Source organism: Cecembia sp. (assembly GCF_007126775.1).
In the GTDB taxonomy this organism is placed as follows: Bacteria; Bacteroidota; Bacteroidia; order Cytophagales; family Cyclobacteriaceae; genus Cecembia.
On sequence record NZ_SLAP01000233.1, the window covers coordinates 15,825 to 40,173 of the forward strand.

The window sequence follows — 24,349 nt, forward strand, 5'->3', positions numbered from 1 at the left end:
GCATACTGAAATTCTTAGAAAATAATTGAACGAATGTTTTTCTAAGATTAATCAGACCATATTATCTTCAAAATGAATTTTACACTTTCGCTGATAAAAGTTCTTCTGTTTTCTTTGGCCTTCCCATTTTTTGGAGAAAATTGGAATGGGATTTCAGTGCTGAAGAAAAAGTTTCGTTTTCCAGGTAAGGTACATCAAATTCTTCTGCTGTAGCTTTAACAATGACAGAAATGTCTGGGTAATGCACATGGCAAACATTTGGGAATAAATGGTGTTCAATTTGGTAATTTAACCCTCCAAATAAAAATCCTGCTAGAGGATTGCCTCTGGCAAAATTAGCCGTAGTCCGCATCTGATGGATTGCCCATGAATCATGAATTTCGGCATTCTGCTTGGGATTTGGCATATTTGTCTCTTCTACCAAATGGGCCAATTGAAAAACATTGCCAATAAGTGTCCCTTCGGCCAGGTGCATAACCAAAAGCAGTAATAATACCTGCCACCATGCTACTTCCATGACCAGCAAAGGAATAATCAAAAAAAACGCATAATAAACCAGCTTGAAGAAAAAAAGATTAAAATATTCTATTCTGGGTGGCTTTTTCCCGTTTACCCGAAGTGATTTATCAAAAAATTTCATGTAGTCCTTTTTGAAAAACCATGAAATAGAAGATAATGAATAAAGGAAAAACGCATAAACATGCTGGTACCTGTGTATCCATTTTTTTGGCTCGTCTTCATGGATTCTTATGATTCCCGGTGCAACTTCCAGGTCTGCATCATGTCCGACGATATTGGTAAATGTATGGTGAATGCGGTTGTGGGTCATTTTCCAGACATATACATTGGCACCAATGGCGTTGAATAACCATCCGAGGGCTTTGTTTTTCCAAGGGGATTTGGCATAAGCTCCATGAAGCGCATCATGACAGATATTGAAGCCAATCAATCCCATGGTGATACCCAATCCTGCTGCAATTATAAATTTAAGGAACAGTGGTACATTGGCAAACAAAAAACTCCAATATAAAAGTCCCCATAGGAGCAAAAGACCAATAGTTTTCGCAACCATACGCCAGTCTGCCTTGGTTGAAATTTTATTTGCATCAAAGTAGTTCTTTGTTCGCTCTCTTACAGTTTCAAGGAAAATCGAGCTTCCCGCATCCTCAAATTTTATGTTTCTGTTCATTGCATGAATTTTAAATGAATCTTCCAGAAAACCGGTCTAATACAATTGTATCTCTGCCAGAAGACTTTCCATATCCTGTCTGCTTAGGTTTAGTTTTTTAGAAAGCTTTTGAAGCATCGTTTCCCTTTCTCCTTCATCAAATACAAAATCTGTATCATTCAGAAAAGGGAACCTCCACTTCAACATTACTTTTTGCTCTCTCCAACTTCTAACTATATTCATTTTCTTGTTTTTATGTTTTAATGAGGTTTTGTTTGAACAGATCCCTTAACCCTTTCGCTCGCTGCATACCTCATCCATGTTTTTCCTGTTGGTTAAAGCATACAGGAATTGATCTTGCTTGATTAAAATACCTTAATTGCTCACCCAAATATTTTATGGGTATGATCAGAATTTTTCATCCTGGATAATGATTGAAAAAAAGAATGGTGGTTTTCCTGAACCGATCGAATTAAAATTAAAGCACTTGGTGAATTTTACGGATTTCTCAATATACAATAATAACACCGTAATTCCGATCTTAATTCAATCCTCAACAATAATATTGAGAATCTTTTCGGTGGAAATTTCTAAATAAAAACCCATAAGTTCCATTTGTGTCATCATCAAGCGTTTTAAATGCGCTTTTGGGTTTATAAACTTTTAAAAAAATTACCTAAATTGGAAGAAATAAATTCTGGATTTTGAGAAAACTCAGTGCCATATTGCTTCTATCTTGCTTTGCATTATACCACTTTGGGTATTATGTGGCCTACTTTTCATTTCATATCCAAATTGAAAAAAACTGGGTAGAAAAAATTTATTCCGAGCAAAAAGAGGGCTGGGAGGAAAGGATGCTTGAAATCCCCATGAGCATTCCTTATATGGCCGACGAGGAAGAATTCAGGACGACCAATACCCGATTTGAAAAAAATGGACAGCATTACCGGGCTATCAAGCAGCGGTATGTCAAGGACACTTTACAGGTAGTCTATGTTCCCGATACCGCCAAAAGAAACCTTGACCTGACCATCAAACATTGGATCAGTGCCCTGGTGCAAGATGAATTGCCTGATTCCGGCAACAATTCCATTTTATCAAAAATATTTGTCAAAGACTATACACAACCGAAAAATGACATCTGCTTTAACCATCCGGTAAGCGAAGAAAAACAAATGATAGGGTTTATTTTTTCAGCTTTTAAGAATCAATATCCAGACATTACCACTCCCCCTCCTCAGGTAGCCTAAGCTGCCCTGTGTTTACAATTCTAATGAAATTTTGAATTGGACAAAAACACTTTAGTCTTTTCAGGGCAAGACTTGACTTCTTATTATTATCAAACCTGAAAATTCAATGAAAAAGTTTTATTGGACGATAGCCATGTTGACCATGGTTTATATGTCCTATGTACCCATTGCTAAAGGGCAATTACCTTTTGATGAAATCATGATGCCAAAGGGTGAAATATGTTTTGCCGGAATGTATGAACACAGTTCTTGGAACCAATACTGGGAAGGCGCTTACCTACGGGAGAATGCCAACATCGGGACTTTTACCAGACAAATGTTTATGCCTATGCTGGCCATAGGACTGACCAAAAAAATCAACCTCATCGCCAGTTTACCTCACATCAGCACCGAAGCATCGGGAGGCACACAGGTAGGCCAATCCGGTCTACAGGATTTAAGTATTTCCATGAAAGTGGATTGGCTTCAACATCGTGTAGGTTCCGGAAGGATTCTTTTCCTGACCAATACACACTTTAGCACGCCTGTGGGCAACTACCTTTCAGACTATATGCCTTTTAGCATTGGGGCTGGTGCGCCTGAAATAGGACTGAGGGGAATCGGAGGATACAAAATGGATAATGGACTCGTGTTCCGGATTGCTGCTGCGTATTTATGGCGAGGACAAACTGAAATCGAACGGAACTATTATTACCAGGATGGAAGTGTGTACTCCTCTTTTATGAACGTTCCAAGCGCTCTCAATATCCATGGCGCCATTGGGTATTGGGCATTTGAAAACAGGCTAAGGCTCGAGGCCACTTACATGAGTCTCAATTGTCTAACGGGTGATGACATCCGGGCTTATAACAGACCACAACCAACCAATAAAATGGAAGTCAGCCAAATTGGTGTATGGACGCAATACTACATCAAAGCAGACCGGGGCTTGGGGGCATTGGCCTATTTCAACCAAACCATAAGTGGGCGAAATATGGGCAAAGCCACCACTTTCGGACTGGGTATCACTTATCAGTTTAAAGTTTATTAACCGCAACTACCATGAAAAAATATACCAATTCTACTTGGGGACTTGTATTACTCCTTTGGCTATTAAGTTCCTGCTTGGAAGACACCCCAAACTTCTACGAGTTTGAAGATTATACCTTTAACAATCTGGATGAGGATGGAGGCAGTTGGCAAACCATCTTGGTCAGTAACCTAGGAAATATCAACATTGCCTCCCCTGAAGCCACCAATTCTGCTGCTTATCAAGCTGAGTTGGCTTCAGTAAAGGAATCCATTTCCAAAATATCTGCAGCTGACCGACAAGCGGTTCGGTATTGGAGCAATAATCCGGTAATCAGGTGGAATGAAATTGCTTTGGAAATGGCGGCAAAATACAACCTTATTCCTGGCCCAAATGCAGACGGCACCTACACATTGCCTAATCCTGCCAATCCTTTGGGGCCTCCACCATTTCCATTTGCTCATCCGCCCTACACCAGTAGGATGTTGGCCTACTTGAGTGTGGCACAGTTTGATGCCTTGATAGTCACCTGGCATTATAAATTCCAACACAATAGGGAAGCACCCTATCGGGTGGATAATGCTATCCAATCTGCTTATCCCCAAAACCAACTGCCTGCTTATCCTTCCCATGGGGCGGCCATTGCTAAGGCTTCAAAAGAAATACTAACATTGATGTTTCCATTGGAGGCTGCTTTTTTGGAAGAAAAATACCAAGAGCATCTCAAAAGCTTGCTACACTCCGGTCAAAATGTCCCAAGCGATATTGAAGCAGGAATTTCCATTGCAGAGGAAATCGTCTCCTTAGCGAAACAACGGGCATCTACCGATGGAATGGCTCAAGCCCAAACATCCAAAGCTGTTTCCGATTCTATCGCCAATGCTGCTTTTGAAAGATTCGGTTGGAAATGGGAAAATACAGAAACCCCTAAGAGACCTGTAGGACTGACTCCTCTTTTTGGAAACGTAAGGATGTGGCATGTACCTTCAGTAGAAGAGGTTCGCTCACCTCCTCCCCCAGCCATTGGCTCGGCCCAGTTCCAGGCTGATGTACAAGAACTAAAAAGGTATGCCTCAAACATGACAGTGGCACAACGAAGAGTTGCCAATTGGTGGGAAGATGGCTTGGGTTCCTATACCCCTCCGGGTCATTGGAACAAGTTTGCGAAAATTTCCATTGTGAAAAATAAGCTGAATCCATTAAGGGCCGCACAGGTATTTGCATATATGAATACCGCCATCATGGATGCGGGAGTCGCATGCTGGGATACCAAATACTATTACCACTATCCCAGGCCGGTAGAAAGTGTCCCCGGTTTTAAAACCATATTAGGCACCCCTAATTTTCCTGCCTATACCTCAGGACATAGCACCTTCTCAGCTTCAGCAGCTGAGGTCTTGTCTTACTTTTTCCCAGAAGATGCCAATCAATTTGAGGTTTGGGCAGAAGAGGCGGCCGTATCCCGGATTTATGGAGGCATCCATTACAGATTTGACGCAACAGAGGGAACAAAACAAGGGAAACTCGTGGGCACTTATGCGGTAAACAAGGCCAAAATGGATCGTGCCATGTAAAAAAACACATACGGTTTGTTGTTGCTGATACATCCCCGGCATGAGTTGTGCTGGGGATGTTTTCTTAAGAGATTTTTACAGGTTCTTCTATCTCCTTTTTCAGGCTTTTTGAAGCCAAAACAATAAGAGAAATAGAAAGTACAAAGAGCAGTGCCGCAATTACCGATAGGACATACACCTCTGCTTGAAAATTTTTCCAAGCAAAAAGTCCTAATGAAGTCAAAGTAACCGTGAACATGAAAAACATGGGAATGGTAACAAAGGTGGCATTGATTTTCTTTCTGATCAGCCATACTGCTATAGCCAGTAAAGCCAAAGCAGCTAGAAGCTGGTTGGCCGAACCAAAAATAGGCCATAAAATAGTAAAGCCTCCTGAAGCCAATAGCATGATGGATAAAATTACCACTACCGAAGTGGAAATGTACCTGTTTTGGGAAACCTTCTTTCCTATGGGACTTTTAATATCCTCAAAATATTCCTGAAGGGTAAACCTCGCCAATCGGGTGCAGGTATCCAAAGTGGTAAGGGCAAATGCCGAAACAGTCAAAGCCACAAACCCCACGGCAAACTGCTCGGAAATTCCCATGGATGAAATCATACTTCCCAAGCCACTGGCAAAAAGAGGAACTGGGCCCTCTTCTCCTAATCTTCCCAGATATTCCCCACGACTCAGTACAACTACTGCCCCAACGGATATAATGGCCAAAAAGGACTCTATCAACATCCCTCCAAAACCTACCAGCTTGGCATCACCCTCTCTGTCCAATTGCTTAGAAGTCGTACCTGAGGCCACCAAAGAATGGAATCCACTAATCGCCCCACAGGCAATAGTCACAAACAAAACAGGAAACAAATAACCTAAATTATCTGCTGCAATGTGGATATCATTATCCATCTTGATCTCGGGATTGGCAATGAACACACCCACCACTGCCGCGATAATAAGTCCGTATAATAAGAAACTATTCAAATAATCCCTGGGCTGCAACAGCATGGAAACAGGAGTTACCGAAGCTATAAAGGCATACCCAAGCAAGATATAAATCCATATTTGGTAATCTAAAACGAAGGGAAGCTGCATGCCCAAATACACAAAATAATACATTAAGAATATTCCTAATACGGATATGACAACAAATGCTGTTTTGCTACTTCCGATAAATCTATTGATGATACCGAATGCTACCGCCAGCACAATGAATAATATGGAAGCTGAGGCTACTCCAGGATTATTGACAAAGGTCTTGGCAATAATATCGGCAAAAACACCTATGACCAGAATCAGGGTGGAAAAACTGAAAATGATAAAAAGCTGTTTTCCCTTTTTTCCAATATTTTTCTGTATGATTACCCCTATTGACTTCCCGTCATTTCTTAAGGAAACAACCATGCTTCCCAAATCATGCACCGCACCAAAAAAAATACCTCCTATTAAGATCCAAATCACTGCAGGAATCCATCCAAATGTAACAGCTATTATCGGCCCGACTATTGGTCCTGCACCAGCAATGGAAGCAAAATGGTGCCCCAAAACAACTATTGGTTTACTGGGAACGTAATCAATCCCATCACTTAATCTATGGGAAGGGGTGATGTTGTCATTGTTTATTTTGAATTTTTTAAAAACATATTTCCCATATATAAAATAAGCCCCGATCAAGATTGCCGCAGAAAAAAGAAAGAGAAAGATGAGTTGCATGTTTGGGTTATAAGTTTTATTTTGAGAATCATTCAATTCACTTCTCTTGTCTAAAGAGATTAGAAATATAATTAGAATTTTGTTTTTTCACGAAATAACAGTCAACATAATTCCTTGGAAAACCTGGCCTCAAAATGAATGGTTTGCCATTTGTGAGAATAACGTTGAACATCCATTATACCATGCTAATCTTAATCTCTGACTATTGTTAAACGAAACTACAATATTTATCCTATCCACTCTTGGACTACTGGTATTCAGTCACCTGATCCTTTATATGTTTTTTAAACCACTGGCAAAGCTGCTGTACAAACCTCAGAAAGAGAAAGCCAGAAAAGCATTATCCAGATTTTCGAATTCATTGAAGTGGGGGCTGTTTTTTGTATTTTTCCCATTGATTGAACCGCTATTCTCTCCGGAAGACCTGGAACTTTTGAGTTCCCATAAATTCTTTATCATACTTTCGATTATAAACCTCACTTGGATTTTATTTGAATTTACCAATGTACTGAGGTATGCTTTTCTAGAAAATTATCCTTATGAAAAGGAGGATAACCTTAGAGAAAGGAGATTGATCACCCAAGTTGCCTTTATCAGAAAAATAATCATGATCATTCTAGTGGTTATCGCTGCATCTGCCATTTTGATGAATTTTGAGAGTGCAAGAAAACTGGGAACAGGATTATTGACTTCAGCGGGGATATTGGGTATTATTGTGGGTTTTGCAGCCCAAAAATCCATCGCCAATTTACTGGCTGGTTTTCAGATCGCATTCACACAACCTATTAGAATAGATGATGTCGTGGTGGTTGAAAACGAATGGGGCAAGATTGAAGAGATAAACCTTACCTATGTAGTTGTCCGGATTTGGGATCAGCGGCGGCTGGTTCTTCCGATCAATTATTTTTTGGAAAAACCTTTCCAGAATTGGACCAGAACCACCGCTGATATCTGGGGGACTGTATTTCTTTATGTGGACCATACCATTCCTGTCAATAATTTAAAAGAAAAATTAAAAGCATTACTGGAAAGCACTCCACTTTGGGACGGAAAAGTACAGGTCTTGCAAGTTACCGATATCAAAGAGAAAACCGTGGAACTGCGCTGTCTCATGAGTGCTAAGGACAGCCCCACTGCCTTTGACCTGAGGTGTTATATCAGAGAAAAAATGTTAGAATATATCCAACAAAAATATCCTGAATCACTTCCTAAAACCAGGGTTTTGATGACCAAAGAAGAAAACCAGGTTTAATTATTTTTTCCTCCGGCAGTTCATTGTACAACAAATGATTAGAAGGCTTATTCTCAAAAAATATAGAAATGCTTTGACGTTGTAGGCACATACCAAATTGCCGCACCAAACAGTTCGAAGCAATTTTCCTATTTACCAGAATTAACCAGAATAGAAAAGGTCAGATTTTATTTAATCGATAATACCTTTAAATTTGTAGTCGCTGAAGTGGAAATTTCAGCACCTAAAAAAATAAAATATGGCTTGGTTTAAAAGGACTGATAAAGGAATAAAGACCTCTACAGAGGAAAAAAAGGATGCTCCGGACGGTTTGTGGTTCAAAACACCCAAAGGCAACATCATCCACACCAGGGAATTGAAAAACAACTCTTATGTATGCCCGGACGATGATTATCATGTCAAAATTGGATCTAAGGAATATTTCGAAATTCTTTTTGACAACAACGAATTTAAAGAGTTGGATACCAAAATGGTATCCGGTGATCCTTTGAAATTTGTCGATTCAAAACCATACACCACAAGGATCGAACAGACTATAAATAAAGCCGAACTCAATGATGCAGTGAGGACTGCTGTTGGAAAAATGAACGGTTTTGAATTGGTGGTAGCCTGTATGGACTTTAGTTTTATTGGAGGATCTATGGGTTCTGTGGTAGGTGAAAAGATTGCAAGAGCCATTGATCATTCTCTTAAGCACAAAATTCCTTTTTTGATGATTTCCAAATCTGGTGGAGCCAGAATGATGGAGGCAGGTTTCAGCCTAATGCAAATGGCCAAAACCTCTGCAAAATTAGCTCTCTTGGATAAAGCTGGCATACCCTATATTTCTTTACTCACTGATCCTACAACCGGAGGGGTAACAGCTTCGTATGCAATGCTAGGTGATTTTAACATTGCTGAGCCCGGGGCATTGATCGGGTTTGCAGGCCCTAGAGTAATCAGAGAAACAATAGGCAAGGATTTACCAAAAGGGTTTCAAAGCTCAGAGTTTGTGCTGGAACACGGTTTCTTGGATTTCATCATCGATAGGAGGCAGTTGAAAAACAGATTGACTACACTCCTAAAATTACTCAACAATTAGGAAAGATTCCCGTTATAGGAAGAGGATCATATTGGTTAAAATAAAAGCGTTTTTTAGCCAATTTATTTGAATTATAAATATATTTGTAGGCCTAAAACAGGCAATTAAAGTGAAAATTTAAAGTAAAATTCAATATAAATGGGTTCAGTAATTATTACTTCGATAGTAGCATTTACGATAATAATTTTGCTACTGGTTTTTATTCTATTGTTCGCCCAGTCCAAACTGGTTGCTTCCGGTGATGTCAAAATAGTAATCAATGGGGAAAAGACCATTGTGACATCAGCGGGTTCTACTTTATTGAGTACTTTGGGGAATAATAAAATATTTCTTCCTTCTGCTTGTGGTGGAGGTGGCACATGTGCCATGTGTAAATGTGTAATTGAAGAAGGTGGTGGAGAGGTGCTTCCTACTGAAGAAGGACACCTATCTAGAGCAGAGAAGCAAGGAAAAGTTAGGTTAACCTGTCAGGTTAAAGTTAAGCAGGACATGGAAATAAGAATTCCGGAAGAAATCTTCGGAATTAAGAAGTGGGAATGTGAAGTTGTTTCCAATTACAACGTTTCTACTTTTATCAAGGAATTTAAAGTAAAGTTACCTCAGGGAGAAACTTTGAACTTTGAGCCAGGAGGCTATATCCAAATAGATGTTCCGCCGATTACCTGTAATTTCAAAGATATGGAAATTACCCCACATCCAGAATTGGGTCACCCGGCTGATGTCTACAAAGGGGAGTGGGACAAATTTCAAATGTGGGATTTGGTAATGAAAAATGATGAGGAGCTTTTCAGGGCTTACTCCATGGCCAACCATCCGGCTGAAGGTGATATTATCATGTTGACCATCAGAATTGCCACGCCTCCATGGGACAGAGCAAATAACAAATGGATGGATGTGAATCCTGGAGTATGTTCCTCCTATATTTTTACCAGAAAACCGGGAGATAAGGTGATGATTTCCGGGCCTTATGGTGAATTCCATATCAACCCGACTCAAAGAGAAATGATCTACATAGGTGGTGGTGCAGGAATGGCGCCTTTAAGGTCTCATATATTCCACTTGTTCCATACAGAAAAAACAGACAGAAAAGTTTCCTACTGGTATGGCGGCAGGTCTAAAAAAGAACTATTCTATATTCCTCATTTCAGAGATATAGAAAAAGATTTCCCTAATTTTAAATTCCATATCGGTCTTTCTGAACCACTACCAGAAGACAATTGGAAGATAAAGGCTTCCTTAGAAGATGAAAAAGGTGATGGTTATATTGGTTTCATCCACCAAGTATTGTATGACAACTACTTGAAAAACCATCCCGAGCCAGATGAGGTAGAATATTATCTATGTGGCCCTCCATTGATGAACGCAGCTGTGTTGAAGCTTTTGGATGACATGGGGATTCCGCAGGAAAATATAAGATTTGACGACTTCGGTGGTTGATCTAAAAAAGTCCCGCAATTGCGGGACTTTTTTTATGCTATTTGAAAAAAGAGATTTTTTGCTGGATCAAATGATTTTGTTTTAATTTTGAGAATAGCTTAAATTGAATTTATGAATCTCAAAACCTTCTTTGATCCTGTTCCAGAATTTTTGTGTGAGCAGAAATACGCCCACAACAGTTTTTTCAATTACATCCATTATTATGGAGAAACTTTCCCTGACCTCAAAGGGGTACAGCTCGCCCTTATAGGCCTTCGCGAAAAAAGAGGGGCAAAAAAAAATGAAAGTATCGACAGGGCATCGATGGAAATCAGAGAAAAGCTTTACCATCTTAAGAAAGGCCATGGCTTATACAAGGTTGTGGACCTAGGAGATTTAAAATTGGGAGAAAGTAGGGAGGAGTCTATTAAGTACATTCAAGCTGTAGGTGAATTTTTAATGCGGAAGCAGATACTCCCTATTTTTTTTGGAGGCACACATGACCTTGATTTTGGACAGTACCTTTCTTATGAAGGATTAGAAAAGCTGGTATCTATGGTTACGGTAGATGCCAAACTGGATATGGAGGACGAGGGAGAGTACCAGGAAGTACATGCACAGGACATTATACTTCACCAACCGAATTTCTTATTCAATTATGCTCATTTAGCCTATCAGAGTTTTCTTGTAGATCAGGATCTTATCAATGTATTGGAAAAGCTGTACTTTGAGCATATTAGGTTGGGCAGCATAAAGCACAATCTGAAAGAGATAGAGCCCATCATAAGAAATGCAGACTTGCTGAGCTTTGATATGGCTGCAGTTAGCTCCCAAGATGCTCCAGGTGCCGTGGAGGCACAGCCTTTTGGGCTTTCAGGAGAGGAGGCCTGCCAAATATGCAGATTTGCAGGATTGAACGAAAAGCTATCATCCATTGGTATTTATGGCTACCAACCTTACTTCGACGATAACAGAAACAAAACTGCGGCTGTCATTGCAACCATGATATGGTATTTCATTGAAGGTTTTTATGACAGGAAAGACAGTTTATCATTTAAGGGAACTGATTATATCAAATATACGGTTTCTTTGGATGCGAAGCCTTCCATTTTGGTCTTTTACAAGAGTAAAAGAAGCGATAAATGGTGGATGGAGATACCACAGCATGACAACAAAAAGTACGATAGGTCAAGCATCATCCCTTGTAGTTACCAAGATTATCAGATGGCCCAATCCGGGGAAATACCAGAAAGGTGGGTCAATGCGCAGCTAAAAATGATGTAGATGAAAACCTACAGCAGGCAGCAACTCGCCCTACGTAATGGACAGGATAAACCCGAAGTCTGGGTAGCCTATCAGGGCATAATTTACGATGTTAGCCTTTCCCGACTTTGGAAAAATGGGAAACATTATGAACATTGGGCAGGACAAGACCTAACAAATGAGCTGCAGGAAGCTCCACATACAGCCAATGTTTTTTTGAAATTTGAAGCAGTGGGCAAATTAGAGAAATAAGATGATATTGATTGCGGACAGTGGTGCCAGCAAGACTGACTGGCGTGTAATAAATGAAAAAGGTGAAATTGGACAACATCGGGGAATTGGATTTAATCCAAACTACCAAACCGCTGCGGGGATGGTAACTGACCTTCAAGATGACTTCCTCTTGAAAATGAGGGATAAAGTGGAAACCATATACTATTATGGGGCAGGATGTACCTCCACTAAGAACCGTTCACAAGTAGAGGGTGCCCTTCGGAGTCTTTATAAACATGCCGAAATCAACGTGGACCATGACTTGATGGCTGCTGCAAGGGCTACTTGTGGGCATGAGTCCGGTATAGCCTGCATCTTGGGCACAGGATCCAATAGCTGTGATTATGATGGGGATATTATTGTAGATAAAAGACCTGCTCCAGGATATATTCTCGGAGATGAAGGAGGTGGGGCTTACATCGGACGTAAGTTTCTGGCAGACTTTATTCATGAGGAAATGCCAAAAAAAATCAGGGAAAAAGTATTGGATAAATTCAATTTGACCACCCAGGAAATCATAGAGCATGTATACCAAAAACCCTTTCCAGGAAGGTATATGGCGAGTTTTTGCCGTTTCATTACGGAAAACAAAAATGACCCTTATTGTTATATGCTCTACTATAATGCATTTCAGGATTTTTTTAAAAAGCATGTCATGAAATACAAGGACTATAAGGAGAAAAAAGTGAACTTTGTAGGCTCCATCGCTTTCTACAATTCTGATATTCTGCGGAATGCAGCTTACGATGCAGATATACAGGTCAACTTGATTATAGAGAGCCCTATTGCGGGACTAACACTTTACCATCAGCACATGTTATGAGTAATACAACAGAAAGTAGTTCTTTATATGAAAATCTGGAACAGATGGATATACCATCTCTTCTGGCAAACATCAACAAGGAGGATAAAAAAGTGGCCGAGGCAGTGTCGGGCCAACTTGTTCAAATTGCTGATCTTGTAACCCAAATAGTGCCGAGAATGAAAAAAGGAGGCCGGCTATTTTATATCGGTGCAGGCACTAGTGGTAGACTGGGAATTTTAGATGCCTCCGAATGTCCTCCAACTTATGGTGTCCCATTTGATTGGGTGGTTGGGATAATTGCCGGTGGAGACTATGCCATTCGCAAGGCAGTGGAAAATGCGGAAGATGACCCAGAGCAAGCATGGAAGGACATTCAGGAATTTGGTTTTAATGCGTATGATACCGTTATCGGAATTGCGGCTTCAGGCACTACCCCATATGTTATTGGAGGTGTGAAATCTGCCCGTGGAAAGGGTTTATTGACTGGTTGTGTTACCTGTAATTTAAATACCCCTTTGGCAGCTGAGGTAGAATATCCCATTCAGGTAGTTGTTGGACCTGAATTTGTCACCGGCAGCACGAGGATGAAAGCCGGAACTGCCCAAAAGCTGGTATTAAACATGATTTCTACCACCACCATGATCAAGCTTGGACGGGTAAAAGGCAATAAAATGGTAGATATGCAGCTTTCTAATAAAAAATTAGTCAATAGAGGAATGCGGATGATCATGGAATCCACAGGACTGGGTGAAAATGAAGCCAGGGAAATGTTGCTGCTACATGGCACAGTAAGAGCCGCAGTTGAAGCCCATTACAATAAAAGCTAGTCCCCCAAAGATTTACAAAATTCTTTCTCTATCTTTGCATCCCTTTTAATTTCAATGATTTGGATCTTTGATAGGAAGGCTAAAATTAATCCAGCAGAGATGCTGCACCACTATGAGAAAAGACAATAACAGAAGGTCTGAGCAAAGAAGCGAAGGCAAATCAGATCGGAAAAGATCAGATGGGAAATTTCAACCCAAAAAAGATTTTTTTGACAAGGGCGAAGACAAACGGTCAAAGTTTAGAAAAGGGCCTGAAGAAAATAGGAGCAAGGATAATTACACTGGAAGAAAAGGAAAAAGCGAGGACAGATCAAGAGAAAGTACCGAGGCCAGACCTGAGGGGGATTTCAAAAAAATATATAAGGGACGTGGAAAAGACGAGAAGCCAATTCATGAGTGGGTTCCTGCTGATAAGCTTTCCAGGGAGAAAACCTTCAAGAAAAAATTCAAAAAACCTTATTCCAGTTCAGGAAAAGAAGAAAGACCAGACTATAACTTTGAAAAACTGGAGGAAAACCACCGTAAAAAAAATGCTACTGAAGATATACGTCTAAACAAATACATCTCCAATTCAGGTATTTGTTCCAGAAGAGAAGCAGATAATTTGATTCAAAAAGGATTTGTGAAAATCAATGGACAGGTAATTACAGAAATGGGCTATAAAGTCAAACCAGGGGATAAGGTGAGTTACAAAGACAAACTGATCAATCCTGAAAAGCCTGTATACCTGCTGCTCAATAAACCGAAAGATTTCATTACCACCACTGATGATCCAATGGAAAGGAAAACGGTAATGAACCTGATCGCAAATGCATGCGAGGAAAGGGTTTTTCCTGTCGGGAGATTGGATAGAAACACAACCGGTTTACTGCTATTTACTAATGATGGAGAACTGGCAGCTAAAATTTCCCATCCTTCCAACAATATCAAAAAAATCTATCAGGTAACCCTGGACAAGGCCATTACACTAGGAGATGAAAAACTCATTTCAGAAGGTCTTGAATTGGAGGATGGTTTGGCTAAAGTCGATGATATCCAAGTGCTTTCAAAAGATAGGACTATTTTAGGACTTGAAATACATTTGGGAAGGAACAGAATTGTAAGGAGGATTTTTGCCCATTTGGGTTATGAAGTAATCGCCTTGGATCGTGTCATGTATGCTGGGCTAGATAAAAAAGACCTTTCAAGAGGGAATTATAGATTCCTCACAGAAAAAGAAGTCATTAGACTGAAATATTTTCTTTGATAAAAAAATAAGCGGTTGTCTCCTTAATTGGAGACAACCGCTTATTTTACTACGGTGGGGCAAAATACCTACCATAAATAGGCTGAAAGATATGGTATTTGGCATTCATTGTGGTTATTTGCTGCTCAACCATTGAGTCTTCCCATCGCTTCTCATTACTACAAATTCTACATTGTGACTTGGGGCCACACCCATAAGTTTATACTTGCGCGCAAAAGAAGTCACTGGATCAATCTTCTCTTCGTGAATCAAAATACCATTTTGAAAAGTCTTAACAGTAAATTCGACTGGGTTTTCCTGATCTAAAGAAAGTTTGTAAGAATTCCAGCGAAGCTTTTCAAGGTTAGAAGTGAACTGTTCGTTCTTCTCTTCTTTGTTACCTATTACAATCGGAATTCTCTCACTGATCCGGTTCTTTTCATTGACCTCCACCGTGTAGTTTCCTGGCCCTAAATTGGAGAAGTCATAATATTTGGCAAATGCCAATTCCTTTTTTAGAAATTGTTTTTTGACCATTTTATTGTTTTCATCAAAGATCCTTACCAAGACCGAACCCTCTGGGATTGTCTTGTATCTTAACAAAGCTTTGTTGTCATCCAACAACTTGATGGACACAGGAGCATTCACCGCTCTTTCTTCTGAGATTTTGCCCTCATTGGTCATGGCCAATACAAAGGCAATTGCTAATAATGTTTTCATGGCTTAATAAATAATTGGTTTTCAGTACTCTCCACGGAAGACACGAAAAAATGTTACCTCCCCACTATCCCCAACATTGAATTCCAATCCAATTAACCAAGAAAATTCACAATTCATATCCTATTCAAAAAAGCGTATATGTAAAATTATTAATCTGTTTATAGGTATTTTTTTGTATTTATATACTGTTTTTTATAAAATTACTAAACTTTATGCTAATAATTATCCATTTAACCAAATGAACGAAAAAAGAATCATTGGTCAGTAGTTGCAACTATTCCTGATCTATTAAATTTATTTAATGGAATCATAAATTTCAAACTAAGGGTAAAAAATACTGGTACTGCACCATATTTTTCAAAAAAAAAGCCGCAAAACGCGGCCTTTTTTTTGATATAAAATTAAAATATCTGGATTACTTTGTTGCCATTAATTGAGAGAATCCATCCTCAGTTTTGACAAAGAACTCTACTTTAGAGCTTGGATTGATACCCTTCAATTTGTACAGCTTTTGAAATCCATTTACACCATTGACTTTTTCTTCATAGATCAATTTGTCATTTTCAAAAACCAATACCGACAAATTGGAAGGAAGTAGGGAATTGACCAGTAATTTATACGCATTGTTATCCGCTTTCTCCAATTTTGAATAAACCAATGGAGCATTTGAAACTTCTGCAGTGAAATTAACAGCAAGTTTTTCTACTTTATTAAGGCCTTCTTCGACTTGAATGGTATAGCTACCTGGCTTCAATTGTGAGAAATCATAATACTTGGCAAATGCATTCTTTGAATTGATTCTGTCTGTTTTGACCAAGAAATTGGCTTCATCATAAATTTTCACTGTAATCTGTCCCCCTGGAACAGCACCATAAAGCAACTGTACTTTTGACTGGTCCACTTTTCTTAAGGATACCGGTACGTCTGCAGGCCTGTCTCCTGCTGCCATGGTGTTGAATGCAACACCAAAAGCGATCATCATTGTGAATAATACTTTCATAGTAGTAAATAATTAATAGGTTTTAGAAATTATGTTGGTTTAGGCTTTTTCAGGATTCTCCCGAATAAAATCAAAAGCCGGTTATTTGGGGTGAGACGGATCAATTATTTATTGATCACAATGCAAACATACACAACATTTCAATAAATTACAAATATTTTAATTTTTATCACTTTTAATTATAAATACAGTAACAAAATAAATAAATAATTACACATTAAATAATTCGATCAAATTTTTTCGGAATCGTTAACGTAAAAAATTGAAAAGACTAAAAACCTTTACCAACAAAATAAAATTTTTTCCATATTTATTTAATCAATGGATAATAAAATAATACGCAATCGATTACAAATTTTTTAAAACATACTGTTGAAAAACCCAAAAAGCAGCCAAAAGCTGCTTTTCATCATTTATCAGTTATCAGATTACTTAATTTCATTGCCTAATTCTGAGAGTAATTTGCTGTCAAAATCACCCTGCAACTCCAGAACAATTAAATCTCCGGATTTATCATTCACCAAGACAATTACGTCCTGAATGCGTTTGCTGCCTTTGGTATAAATCATAAAATCTCCACCTTTGTCGCTCGCTTCCATCATTAGGTCATACTTTTCTTTTTGCAATCCTTTTTTTATTACTTGAAATTCTGATTTGGCTGACTGACTTCCGGATGAAAGTTTAAAGATTTTCATCCTTTCCATTGAATTGGCCAAGTTCTGGGCTTTCCCCTCATCCAATTTCACATCAAAGCTTTTTGCAAAATTCATGAAACTCCCTCCCAGATCAAGATGGAAAAATTCTGAATCACCTTTATACTTTTGATAAAGGGATTCCACACTTTTGCTTTGGGAAAAACTCCTTTGAGTTAGAAGCATCAGAGATGCAAATAATAAAATGAGGTACATTTTCATAATGTTTGGCGTTATTTAAAATATTGTGTAAAATTCTTCCCTAATTAAATCTTGCTATTTGTGTCTTGAGTCTTTTAACTCTTCCCTTATTTCTCCTTTTTAAACTGCTCCATGCCAGGAATATTGGTTTTGTCGGCAAGGATATTTAAATCTTTGTAAGTGAAATCTCCCAGCATACTCAGTAATGTAAAGCTCTCTTTGGAACCGGAAATCAACAAAAGTTCCTTTATCCTACCCTGTTCTTCTCTGATCATGAATTTGGTGTTGGAGGTTTTATCTGCTACATCCATCAGGTCTTCATATTTGTTTTTATTCAGAACATCCATAGCCTCTTTGTATAAGCTCAATCCGTCTAACCCATCCGAATTAAGGATCCGAATACCTCTAACATTGGAAATTAACTCTCCTAACTCCTTGGCCTCATCGTCTGAAACAGTTCCTCCAGATTTTAGAAAACCTCCAGCCATCTGCATCATTTTGGGACTGATATATACCCTGGAAAAGCGGTCATCTTCCATATAATTAGAAAAAAACTTCACTATAGCATCATCTTGTGCCTGTACTCCTGAGTAAATCAGAAGAAATGTAAAGAGCATCATCGTTTTATTCATAGCTTATTCATTTTCTATATCGAATATTTCATTAGGGGTATTGAGGTATTGGAATTCCTGCAGCAGCTGCAAATTTTCGGTACCCCTTTGCATGTTTTCTTGAATCAATGAAAAAGCCTGGATTACTTGTTCAAAAGCTTCTTTTTCAGCTGATTTCTTCTGATGAAGGTAAATACTCACACCGGAAACCAAAAAAACCAGCAATCCTGCAGCTATACCTGACCAAAATGGAATGAATCTTTTATAGCCTTTGGCTGGATTTGCCAAATTAGCCTCCTGTAATTCAGAAAAATCCGAGATACCCAAGAAAAAAGCCTTTTCAGTCTCATAACCATCCATGATAGAGAGCAAGTCCCTGAGTTCCTTTTCCTCCTCTAGGCTTGTTTCCCCCTCCCAATATCGGTCCAAAAGCACTTCAAGTCGTTCTTTCATTCTTTTGTCATTAGATATTCTCTTAAATTTTTCCTTGCCCTATGCAGATTGACTTTAACCTGATCCAAACTGACTTCAAGGTACTCGGCAATTTCTTCATAAGTCAAACCCTCCACTTCCCTCAATTGGAAAACCTCCTTTTGCTTTTCAGGAAGCTTATCCAAAAACCGGAATACCAATTTCATTCTTTCTACTTGTGACTCAGTCTCAAGATTCGGTTCATCCTCCAGTTCTAGTTCCGCTAATTCTTCCATCCTTTTTAAATTCCTGAAATACTGCATACTCTCATTTTTCAAGGTTTGAAATATCCATCCTTTTGGATTCTCCATTTCCTCTAAGTCATTTCGTCTTACCCATGCCTTTTCAAACACTTGCTGCAAAACATCATTGGCCACTTCCTTATCTTTCACCCAAAGGAAAGCCATTCGGTATAGCTTGTTTCTTAATGGCCAAATATGTGTTTCAAAAAATGACTTCATTCTAGTAGAAGATGCAGGGTCAATCTAAATGTTACACCAAGTTGGTAAAAAAAAAACTTTAGACTGATTTTAAATTATCGAAAAAAATAGTATGCATGCCTACTATTTATTATTTTGCGTAGGCATTTTAGCAATTCCATGAAGGGAAATATAAACTTAAAAAAGCAGCCTTTAAATAAAAAAAGCCCTGATATTATCAGGGCTTGTGGTGATGAGTGGACTCGAACCACCGACTCACGGATTTTCAGTCCGATGCTCTACCAACTGAGCTACATCACCAATCCGTTAAAGTGATGCAAAGGTAGGTATTTGATGTTTTGATGCAAATCATTTTATTAAAAAAATTATTGTAAACCCAATATAAAACACTAATTCAAACAATATGAGCATTTTACCTCAATTGGCTTTTTTACTGGTTTTGGCTGTTGCAGGCTTTATCATTTTCAAAAGAGTCGGCTATGTGAGAAGAAATATCTTTTTAGGTAAAGGAGAAATCCGAAATGATCAACCTAATGAAAGATGGAAGACCATGCTTTTGGTAGCATTAGGTCAGCAAAAAATGTTTAAACGTATAGTCCCTGCATTTTTGCACCTATTGATTTATGTAGCCTTCGTCATCATCAACCTTGAAGTGCTGGAATTCATCATAGACGGAATTACCGGAAGCCACAGAATTTTCGCTCCTTTTTTAGGGACAGTATACGGCATTTCAATGAACATTTTTGAGTTCTTAGCTATTGCGGTGCTGGTTTCCTGTGTGGCTTTTCTGATCCGGAGAAATGTGATGAGAGTAGAACGTTTTACAAAGCCTGAAATGAAGGGTTGGCCTGCATTGGATGCCAACCTTATTCTTATCATCGAAATAGTTTTGATGTTTGCTATCTTGACAATGAACGCAACTGATCAAATTCTTGCATCAAGGGGAGTGGAAAAGTATGTGTTACTGGACGGACTTTTTTTTAGCAGCTTTTTACAGCCGATTTTTGTTGGTCTGGCAGATAGTAGCCTCATTTTTATAGAACGCTTTGCCTGGTGGTTTCACATTGTAGGTATATTGGCCTTTGCCATTTACGTCACCTATTCAAAGCACCTACATATCTTTTTGGCTTTCCCCAATACTTGGTATTCCAACCTGAAGCCAAAAGGAGAAATCAATAATATGCCTGAAGTGACCAATGAGGTCAATATGATGTTAGGCATAAATACGGAGAACAGTGCTGAACCCCCTGCTGAAATAGGAAGGTTCGGCGCCAAAGATATCAATGACCTCACTTGGGTCAATGTAATGAATGCGTACAGCTGTACGGAGTGTGGCCGATGCACGGCAGAGTGTCCTGCAAACCTTACAGGAAAAAAACTGTCTCCTAGAAAAATCATGATGGATGTCAGGGATAGGGCAGAAGAAGTTGGAAAAAGCATGGATAATGGAGGTCCAGGATTGGAAGATGGAAAATCACTTCTTGGAGATTATATTACCAAAGAGGAAATCAATGCCTGCACCACCTGCAATGCCTGCGTCGAAGCCTGCCCGATAAATATCGATCCACTATCCATCATCCTCCAACTGAGGAGGTATGTGTCCATGGAAGAGTCAGGAACCCCTGCTCAATGGAACGCCATGTTCCAGAATATGGAAACTTCATTCTCTCCATGGAAATTCCCCCCGACAGACAGATTCAATTGGGCGGATCAGTTGAAAAATGAAGAAACAAAATAGATGTGAGAGTTTAGAAGCGAGAGATTAGAAAGTTTTATCTCGCTTCACTTCTCTCGCTTCTCGTCTCTAATCTCTAAAAGTCTAAAAAATGTCTAATTATAAAGTTCCAACCATGGCCGAAATGGCCTCCTCTGGCGAAAGTCCGGAAATTCTATTCTGGGTAGGTTGTGCCGGTTCCTTTGATGACAGATACAAAGCCGTGACGCAGGCATTCGTAAAAATACTAAATAAAGTCGGGGTAAGTTTTGCCGTGCTAGGTCCTGAAGAGGCCTGTACGGGTGACCCAGCCCGACGCGCAGGAAATGAATTTCTTTTCCAGATGCAAGCTGTAGCCAATATCCAGGTTATGAATGGCTATGAAGTCAAAAAAGTAGTAACCGCCTGCCCTCACTGTTTCAACACCATTAAAAATGAATACCCTGCCTTGGGCGGAAATTATGAGGTGATCCACCATTCTCAATTTTTACAACAGCTTATCAATTCCGGCAAAATCGTGCTTCAAGGCGGTGGGGAATTCAAGGGAAAGAAAATTACCTTCCATGACTCCTGTTACCTTGGAAGAGCCAATGACGTTTATGAAGCCCCAAGAGAAGTCATCAAGGCCTTAGACGTAGAATTGGTGGAAATGAAAAGATGCCGTACCAAAGGACTATGCTGCGGTGCAGGAGGTGCGCAAATGTTCAAAGAACCGGAAAATGGTAACAAAGATATCAATATTGAGCGCACGGAAGAAGCACTTGCCACAGGAGCCAATGCCATCGCCGTGGGTTGCCCTTTCTGTCTCACCATGATGACCGATGGAGTGAAAAATAAGGAAAGGGAACAGGATGTAAAGGTTTATGATTTGGCAGAAATGATTGCCAAAGATATGGGTGTTTGATAGCAAAAGCCTCAACATTGATTTGGGGCTTTTTTAATTCCCACAAAATAAGACTTATCCGTTTTAAAGAGACAACCAACCCTAAGCTTTATAGCTGCTCAGTTCCTAATTCCCTCTGCAAAAAAGTTTTTTACCCAAAAGGTCCTGGATATAGGGTTCAGGTTGTCAAGTATATCATAAATATTTTTTGGAAAAAAAGGCGAAATGCTGACTTTGTAATTGCCTTTTCTATCTTTTTTAATTTCTAAATCAAATTTATGAAGTTTTTGCAAAAGCTCTTTTGGGAAAAATACCTGTTTGGTAACTGCTGAAGCCGGTTTTTCCTTGAAACCAAATCGTTTCCGAGAAGCAGTATAAGTCAAGTGACAACAGCTCTCCTGAAAATTTTTTTCAAATATCATAAGCTTGGATTGCTGAAGAAATCGGGGGTTAAACATGTGTTGTAAAACCAGATTCTCCTTTTGAATCTCAAAAGTCACCTCCTCATGCTTGTAGCAATCCAACTTTAGGTTATTCTTGATAACCAGAAATTTCCACAGGTTATTGATCCTTTGCAGATCCATATATGCTATTTTGGGTTATTGGTCAGTCTATAGTAGTCCTTGATGGTGGTTTTTAAAACATCCGCATCTTCAAGGACCGCTTGCCAAGAATCATTTACGGCCATTTCAACTTTAATGTTCTCTTCAAGCAGTGGTATCAAGTTACTGACAAATTCATAATGCGCAAAAGTGTCCCCTCCATAAAACACCAACTCTCCCTCTTCCCCACTCAATTTATTTTCCCATTGAAGCCGAAGCGGCAACTCATCAGGTTGTGGTTCTACAAAAATATAGGCTTCATCCTTTATCCGATTGATGAGAATAGAAAGATTCAGATGAGGAGTGGATTGGTCCTTGAGCCGTTTCCCATGTCGGTAAATATTGATCTTGGCATCATCTCTTCCTTCCACGTCATAATGAATGGCACGCAGGTTTTTAAAAAATAAGCGATCTGCATCCGTTATGCGCATCATAGGCTTTTCATCTCCTGAATTATTGGCCCTTCTCTCATTGAAGAATGAAAGCAACAAAACAAATAACAAAGATCCCAGTCCAAAGATTTTAAAGATCTTGATCATTTCGGGGGAGAAACTGTCTTTGGAAGATGACATGGAAGACTTTTTTTGAATAACAGCTTTCCTGTAAAATTGGTTTAGGAACAAAAAGTGAGCCTTTCAGAATTCTCATTCCACCATTAAAGGAGTTAAGGTAATTAAGGATTTCATTAAAATCTTAATGAAATCCCGGAATAGTTCATTAAACTGTGTCTAAGGTTAAATCTTTTTTTCAGCCTTATTTTTTATTTGACTTAAGCGAAATTTTCAGATTTCTCCATTCTTCATTCCTAACTCTCCATCCTAAATTACCCCCCCTCTTGGTTCTTGTTTCTTGTGTCTAGCTTTTCGTCTATCACTTATCATTCCGACATCCACCCTACACCCCCCATTTTTTCCCTTTCTCCTTTCTCCTCTTACCATTTCCCTATCAATGCACATATGACCCCGCATTGATATCAATTGTACATCCTGTGGCATGGTCTGCCAGACCGGAACAAAGCATAGTTACCATAGGAGCGATATCCTTTGGTTCAGTCAGTTCATTCAAAGCAATATCATTCAGCGCATAAGCTTCCCCGTACTGATCCATAAAGTCCTGCGCCATGTCTGTCCGTGTAAAACCTGGGGCAATGATAAAAGCCTTTATTCCCTCCTTGCCATAATACCGGGCTATCGAACGGGTATAACTTACAATAGCCGCCTTAGAGGCTGCATAAGCTAAATAATCCGGAGTATCTCCCCTAAAAGCAGCACGGGAAGAAATATTGACGATTCTTCCATTTTGGTTGGTTCTGGCATATTCAATAAACTCCTTACAGATAATGGCCAGGGCATTGATATTGACATCCATGGTTTTGAGCCAGGCAGCTGTCCAGTCCTCGGTACTTGCGTCATCCTGTACGGAAATAGCGATTCCCGCATTGTTGATAATGGCATCTATTTTTCCAAATTTTTTGGCCAATTCCGGAATCCAGCCTTTCACCATTTCCAAGTTAGACAGGTCGCAAGGAGCCAAGTGCGCCGGATTGGGTAGAGATTCGGCCAATTTTTTGGCTGCCTCTAAATTACTATTAAAGTGTAAGATAACTTCTGCTCCTGAAGCAGATAACTGCTCGGCGATGGCCTTGCCTATACCCCTTGAGGCACCTGTGACAAGAATTCTTTGGGATTGTAAGTTGATGTTCATAGGTTATTAATGGCAAATAAAACTTCGGTTTCTTCTATGAGTTTAACTTTTTGAGGAAACTCAGGATGAAGTGGATTGAGCAATAGGTTATGCTCTTCTGGGTAATTGATCAAAGGGATACGGCAGGAAGGAATCTTAAGGGCTAGGGTTTCTTTACTTCCCGCCCAGTAAGCTCCTATTTCCTGGGTGCTTTTTGGATGTGGGCGTTTGGACCAATCCACTGGCAAATCATCTACCGATAAATATGGAACCTCAGCCTCCAAATCAAACTGGACCAAAGACCAGTTGGCCAAGGAAACTACAGGGCCTTTGATACTGAGTAGTTCCAGAAAATTGAGGGCATTGTGGCTACAGGCATAGATTAAAGGGACTCCATAAGGATTCCACCTTCCCAATCCGGGTCCATAGCCTAAAGGAAACCTGCCAGGCAACTTTTCTACCAATCGGAAATACCTCAAAATCATAGTGT

General features: G+C 39.4%; 26 protein-coding genes and 1 tRNA gene. 13 read left to right on the plus strand and 14 right to left on the minus strand.

Annotation, left to right across the window (positions count from 1 at the left end; all coding sequences use genetic code 11):
* Positions 1–79: 79 nt before the first annotated feature.
* Both QZT73_RS15295 and QZT73_RS15300 read right to left on the minus strand, forming a co-directional pair.
* A complete protein-coding gene (locus tag QZT73_RS15295; protein WP_291789070.1) occupies positions 80–1,189 on the minus strand; it encodes an acyl-CoA desaturase in 1,110 nt (369 codons plus the stop codon).
* Between the two features lie 36 nt (positions 1,190–1,225).
* Positions 1,226–1,411 carry a hypothetical protein gene (locus QZT73_RS15300; protein ID WP_291780224.1) on the minus strand — a complete coding sequence of 62 codons (186 nt, stop codon included), beginning with the start codon at positions 1,409–1,411 and terminating at the stop codon, positions 1,226–1,228.
* A gap of 461 nt (positions 1,412–1,872) precedes the next feature.
* On the opposite strand from QZT73_RS15300, the gene QZT73_RS15305 reads away from it, so the two are divergent.
* The 3 genes from QZT73_RS15305 (at position 1,873) to QZT73_RS15315 (ending at position 5,001) form a co-directional block, all read left to right on the plus strand.
* Complete coding sequence (locus QZT73_RS15305; RefSeq protein WP_291780221.1) at positions 1,873–2,418, plus strand: hypothetical protein; 546 nt, start codon at positions 1,873–1,875, stop codon at positions 2,416–2,418.
* A 106-nt stretch (positions 2,419–2,524) separates the two neighbouring features.
* Positions 2,525–3,448, plus strand: a complete 924-nt coding sequence (locus QZT73_RS15310; RefSeq protein ID WP_291789072.1) for a transporter — start codon at positions 2,525–2,527, stop codon at positions 3,446–3,448.
* Positions 3,449–3,459: 11 nt separating this feature from the next.
* Complete coding sequence (locus tag QZT73_RS15315; protein ID WP_291789074.1) at positions 3,460–5,001, plus strand: phosphatase PAP2 family protein; 1,542 nt, start codon at positions 3,460–3,462, stop codon at positions 4,999–5,001.
* 64 nt (positions 5,002–5,065) lie between these two features.
* On the opposite strand, the gene QZT73_RS15320 is transcribed toward QZT73_RS15315, so the two are convergent.
* On the minus strand, positions 5,066–6,700 hold the full coding sequence (locus QZT73_RS15320) for a carbon starvation protein A (protein WP_291789077.1): 1,635 nt from the start codon (positions 6,698–6,700) through the stop codon (positions 5,066–5,068).
* A 277-nt stretch (positions 6,701–6,977) separates the two neighbouring features.
* Between QZT73_RS15320 and QZT73_RS15325 the strand changes: the two genes are divergently transcribed.
* The 8 genes from QZT73_RS15325 (at position 6,978) to QZT73_RS15360 (ending at position 14,863) form a co-directional block, all read left to right on the plus strand.
* The gene (locus QZT73_RS15325; RefSeq protein ID WP_291789080.1) at positions 6,978–7,952 is read left to right on the plus strand and encodes a mechanosensitive ion channel domain-containing protein; all 975 of its coding nucleotides are present in this window, start codon (positions 6,978–6,980) and stop codon (positions 7,950–7,952) included.
* Positions 7,953–8,190: 238 nt separating this feature from the next.
* Positions 8,191–9,033, plus strand: a complete 843-nt coding sequence (gene accD, locus QZT73_RS15330) for an acetyl-CoA carboxylase, carboxyltransferase subunit beta (protein WP_291780160.1) — start codon at positions 8,191–8,193, stop codon at positions 9,031–9,033.
* Positions 9,034–9,171: 138 nt separating this feature from the next.
* Positions 9,172–10,470, plus strand: a complete 1,299-nt coding sequence (nqrF, locus tag QZT73_RS15335) for an NADH:ubiquinone reductase (Na(+)-transporting) subunit F (RefSeq protein ID WP_291780163.1) — start codon at positions 9,172–9,174, stop codon at positions 10,468–10,470.
* 111 nt (positions 10,471–10,581) lie between these two features.
* Positions 10,582–11,733, plus strand: a complete 1,152-nt coding sequence (locus tag QZT73_RS15340; RefSeq protein ID WP_291780166.1) for a formimidoylglutamase — start codon at positions 10,582–10,584, stop codon at positions 11,731–11,733.
* Positions 11,734–11,964 carry a cytochrome b5 domain-containing protein gene (locus QZT73_RS15345; RefSeq protein ID WP_291780169.1) on the plus strand — a complete coding sequence of 77 codons (231 nt, stop codon included), beginning with the start codon at positions 11,734–11,736 and terminating at the stop codon, positions 11,962–11,964. It abuts the gene before it with no gap.
* Between the two features lies 1 nt (position 11,965).
* Complete coding sequence (locus QZT73_RS15350; protein ID WP_291780172.1) at positions 11,966–12,808, plus strand: N-acetylglucosamine kinase; 843 nt, start codon at positions 11,966–11,968, stop codon at positions 12,806–12,808.
* On the plus strand, positions 12,805–13,617 hold the full coding sequence (gene murQ / locus QZT73_RS15355; RefSeq protein ID WP_291780175.1) for an N-acetylmuramic acid 6-phosphate etherase: 813 nt from the start codon (positions 12,805–12,807) through the stop codon (positions 13,615–13,617). Before QZT73_RS15350 ends, murQ begins: the two co-directional genes overlap by 4 nt.
* 112 nt (positions 13,618–13,729) lie before the next feature.
* Positions 13,730–14,863, plus strand: coding sequence for a pseudouridine synthase (locus QZT73_RS15360; protein ID WP_291780178.1), 1,134 nt, complete (start codon positions 13,730–13,732; stop codon positions 14,861–14,863).
* 114 nt (positions 14,864–14,977) lie between these two features.
* Here the strand turns inward: QZT73_RS15360 and QZT73_RS15365 are convergent, their stop codons facing one another.
* The 7 genes from QZT73_RS15365 to QZT73_RS15395 form a co-directional block, all read right to left on the minus strand.
* Complete coding sequence (locus tag QZT73_RS15365; RefSeq protein ID WP_291780181.1) at positions 14,978–15,562, minus strand: hypothetical protein; 585 nt, start codon at positions 15,560–15,562, stop codon at positions 14,978–14,980.
* 415 nt (positions 15,563–15,977) lie between these two features.
* The gene (locus tag QZT73_RS15370) at positions 15,978–16,562 is read right to left on the minus strand and encodes a hypothetical protein (protein WP_291780184.1); all 585 of its coding nucleotides are present in this window, start codon (positions 16,560–16,562) and stop codon (positions 15,978–15,980) included.
* A 428-nt stretch (positions 16,563–16,990) separates the two neighbouring features.
* Entirely contained in the window at positions 16,991–17,470 is a 480-nt protein-coding gene (locus QZT73_RS15375) for a DUF4252 domain-containing protein (RefSeq protein ID WP_291789083.1), read from the minus strand.
* Positions 17,471–17,562: 92 nt separating this feature from the next.
* Positions 17,563–18,087 (minus strand): DUF4252 domain-containing protein, encoded by a 525-nt coding sequence (locus QZT73_RS15380; protein ID WP_291789086.1) that lies wholly within the window; start codon positions 18,085–18,087, stop codon positions 17,563–17,565.
* A 3-nt stretch (positions 18,088–18,090) separates the two neighbouring features.
* A complete protein-coding gene (locus tag QZT73_RS15385; protein ID WP_291789089.1) occupies positions 18,091–18,519 on the minus strand; it encodes a hypothetical protein in 429 nt (142 codons plus the stop codon).
* Positions 18,516–18,998, minus strand: a complete 483-nt coding sequence (locus QZT73_RS15390; protein WP_291789092.1) for a sigma-70 family RNA polymerase sigma factor — start codon at positions 18,996–18,998, stop codon at positions 18,516–18,518. Before QZT73_RS15390 ends, QZT73_RS15385 begins: the two co-directional genes overlap by 4 nt.
* Before the next feature lie 206 nt (positions 18,999–19,204).
* Positions 19,205–19,277: transfer RNA gene (locus QZT73_RS15395), tRNA-Phe, on the minus strand.
* A gap of 103 nt (positions 19,278–19,380) precedes the next feature.
* Here QZT73_RS15395 and QZT73_RS15400 point away from each other — a divergent pair.
* Complete coding sequence (locus tag QZT73_RS15400) at positions 19,381–20,715, plus strand: 4Fe-4S dicluster domain-containing protein (RefSeq protein WP_291783676.1); 1,335 nt, start codon at positions 19,381–19,383, stop codon at positions 20,713–20,715.
* Positions 20,716–20,803: 88 nt separating this feature from the next.
* On the plus strand, positions 20,804–21,595 hold the full coding sequence (locus QZT73_RS15405; protein ID WP_291789094.1) for a (Fe-S)-binding protein: 792 nt from the start codon (positions 20,804–20,806) through the stop codon (positions 21,593–21,595).
* A 98-nt stretch (positions 21,596–21,693) separates the two neighbouring features.
* Here QZT73_RS15405 and QZT73_RS15410 read toward each other — a convergent pair whose 3' ends face one another.
* The 4 genes from QZT73_RS15410 to QZT73_RS15425 form a co-directional block, all read right to left on the minus strand.
* Positions 21,694–22,158, minus strand: a complete 465-nt coding sequence (locus QZT73_RS15410) for a hypothetical protein (RefSeq protein WP_291784203.1) — start codon at positions 22,156–22,158, stop codon at positions 21,694–21,696.
* Between the two features lie 5 nt (positions 22,159–22,163).
* Positions 22,164–22,748 (minus strand): hypothetical protein, encoded by a 585-nt coding sequence (locus QZT73_RS15415; protein WP_291784205.1) that lies wholly within the window; start codon positions 22,746–22,748, stop codon positions 22,164–22,166.
* A gap of 373 nt (positions 22,749–23,121) precedes the next feature.
* Positions 23,122–23,880 (minus strand): SDR family oxidoreductase, encoded by a 759-nt coding sequence (locus QZT73_RS15420; RefSeq protein ID WP_291789097.1) that lies wholly within the window; start codon positions 23,878–23,880, stop codon positions 23,122–23,124.
* Positions 23,877–24,344 carry an RES family NAD+ phosphorylase gene (locus tag QZT73_RS15425; RefSeq protein ID WP_291789100.1) on the minus strand — a complete coding sequence of 156 codons (468 nt, stop codon included), beginning with the start codon at positions 24,342–24,344 and terminating at the stop codon, positions 23,877–23,879. The genes QZT73_RS15420 and QZT73_RS15425 overlap by 4 nt, the downstream gene beginning before the upstream one ends.
* Positions 24,345–24,349: the final 5 nt, after the last annotated feature.